Origin of the sequence: Streptomyces sp. (assembly GCF_031178505.1) — a bacterium.
In the GTDB taxonomy this organism is placed as follows: Bacteria; Actinomycetota; Actinomycetes; order Streptomycetales; family Streptomycetaceae; genus Streptomyces; species Streptomyces gulbargensis.
In genome coordinates this window covers 1-2,674 of record NZ_JAPSIW010000869.1, presented here as the reverse complement: position 1 = coordinate 2,674, position 2,674 = coordinate 1, and the positions used below count along the sequence as shown (strand labels likewise).

Below are 2,674 nucleotides of genomic sequence, written 5' to 3'. Positions count from 1 at the left end.
CCCGCCGGAGGCGGTCCAGAGCCGGCGGGCGCGGCCCGCCGAGGAGGGCGAGGCCGGTCGGCACGACCCACAGCATGCCGAGCGCCACCACCGGGTTCACGAGGACCGCCAGCGTGGACACGCCCCACCACCTTCGACTTGAACGCGTTCAACCGATGGGTCGAGCGTAGATCCTTTCTTGAACGTGTTCAAGAGAGGGGTGGCCCCGGCGCCGAACCGGACGGCTCCCGCGAAGCGCCGGACGGCTCCCGCGAAGCGCCGGACGGCGCCGGCGACCTGGCCGGCACCTCGAAGCGCCCCGGTCGGCGGCCCTCCGCTTGCGGGGCGCGGCGCCCTGCGACAGACATGAAGGACCGGCCGTGACCCGGGCGCCGGCCGCCGGACGCGCGCCGGGGAGAGACAACGGGAGAACCAGGTGCCCTCAGCCACACCCCCGACGCGGGCGACCCCCGCCCCGCCCCCGACGCCCCCCGCCCGCCCCCGCGGCAGGCGCCGCCCGGGCATCCGCGCCGTGCTCGCCGCCGTCTCGACCGCCACGGCCCTGCTCCTCGCCGGCTGCTCCGCCGACCGCGCCGGCAGCGGAGGCGAACCGGCCGCGCCGGCCTCCCCGGCGGCGGCCGACGACATCCTCCTCCAGCCCCTCGCCGCCCCCGGCCCCGATCCCTTCACCGCCTCCACCGCCCGCACCGACACGGCCCAGGCCTCCCCTCCGCCGGCCCCGAGCTCCGGTCCGAGCGGACCCCGCGAGGTCACCGGTTCCGCCCCCGGCCTGTACGGCGGCGTCCGCTCCCGCGCCAGCTGCGACGTCGAGCGGCAGATCACCTCCCTCACCTCCGACCGGGAGCGGACCCACGCCTTCGCCGAGGCCGCCGGCATCCCCGAGGCGCACGTCGGTGGCTGGCTGCGCGGGCTGACCCCCGTCGTCCTGCGCGTCGACACCCGGGTCACCAACCACCGCTACCGCGACGGCAAGGCCACCGCCTTCCCCTCGGTCCTCCAGGCCGGCACGGCCGTCCTCGTCGACCGGTACGGCGCCCCGCGCGTCCGCTGCGCCTGCGGCAACCCGCTCCGCGGCCCCGCCCCCGGTGCCGGCGGTGTCCACCGGGGCGAGCCGTGGAGCGGCTTCGACCCCGAGCGGGTCGTCGTGGTCCGGCCGACGACCACCGTCGTCACCAGCCTGGTCATCGTGAACCTCCTCGACGGCCGCTGGATCGAACGGCGCATCGGCAGCGACGGCTCCGAGGACCGCGCCCCCGCGAAGCCGCCGGCGTGCGACCCCGACACCTGCCACCTCACCGGCACGCCCACCCCCGACTCCCCGCCCCCCGACGGGACGGAGCCCGCTCCGACCACCCCGGACCCGACCGAGTCCGGCCCGGCGTCGCCGCCCGAACCCGACCCCTCATCCCCGGACCCCAGCACACCCGCGCCCGAGGAACAGCCGGGCGACCCCGAGGTGCCGCCGGTGCCCGACACCCCCGACACCCCCGAGGTCCCCGACATGCCCGTCGTCCCGGATCCCGCCGACCCCGCCGACCCCTGGGCCGAACCGGTCGCGCCCGGTGACCCCGCCGAGCCCGGGCTGCCGCAGCGGCCCGAGCCGTACCCGGAATCCTCCGGCGACCCGTATCCCGACCCCTCCGGCGACGTTCCGCCCGAGACCTTCCCGGGGTGAGGGGCGACGGTGACGCGACGGATCTTCGTGGTGCGCGGCGCCCGCGCCGCGCCTAGCGTGGCCCCATGAACGAGGGCGGAGCGGGCGGGCGGACGCCCGGGCGCGTCGGCCGCGCGCCGGCGGCGGACCGGGCCGGGGCCCCCATCCTGGAGCGCTACGGCTCGGCCTTCCGCATGGGCGGTTTCGACTGGGACCTGCTCACCGGCACCATGGTCATGGACGACGCCGCCCTCGAGGTCTTCGACATGGACCGGGCCGACTACGACGACCGGCCCGAGACCCTCGGCGTCCGCGTCCTGCCCGACGAGGGGCGCCGCCTCGACACCCTCGTGGCGCAGGCGCTCAAGGACGGCAGCCAGGAATACGGCGCGTACTTCCGCATCCGGCGCCGCGACGGATCCCACCAGTGGACCCACACCCAGGGCATCGTGGAGCGCGACCCCACCGGACGGCCGGTCCGCATCGTCGGCGTGCTCCGCGACGCCACCCACGAGCTCACCGAGTCCGCCGCGCGGCTCGGGCTCGACGAGGGGCGCCGCAAACGCGCCGGGGTGGTGGAGGGCACCACCGCCGCCCTCGCCTACGCCAGAACCGTGCAGGACGTCATCGACCTCCTCAACGACTCCCAGGCCCTCGAACACTTCGGGGCCGCGAGCCTCGTCATGGGCCTCCTCGAAGCGGGCCGCATCCACCTCGTCGCGGAGGGGCCGGCCGGCGCGTTCGTGCCGGGCACCCGCTTCACCCGGGTGGACGAGCCGTACCCGATGAGCGAGGTGATCCGCACCCTGCGGCCCCGGTTCATCGAGTCCGCGCGCGACTTCGCCGAGTCGTACCCGGTCCTCTGGCCGCACATCAGCGGCCTCGGCATCACCTCCGCCGCCTACCTGCCGCTGGTCGCCCAGGCCCGCCCGATCGGCGCCCTCGGTCTGCTCTACAGCGACCGGACCGGCTTCAGCGAGGACGAACGGACCCTGCTGGTCGCCCTCGGCAGCAGCATCG

2 protein-coding genes are annotated in these 2,674 nt (G+C 76.7%); both read left to right on the top strand.

The features are described 5' to 3' along the window. The first annotated feature begins 415 nt into the window (after positions 1 to 415). Positions 416 to 1,675, top strand: coding sequence for a DUF6777 domain-containing protein (locus RIF68_RS33690; protein ID WP_309055271.1), 1,260 nt, complete (start codon positions 416 to 418; stop codon positions 1,673 to 1,675). A gap of 65 nt (positions 1,676 to 1,740) precedes the next feature. Continuing rightward, the coding region (locus tag RIF68_RS33685; protein WP_309055270.1) for a PAS domain-containing protein at positions 1,741 to 2,674 on the top strand (934 nt) is incomplete at its 3' end.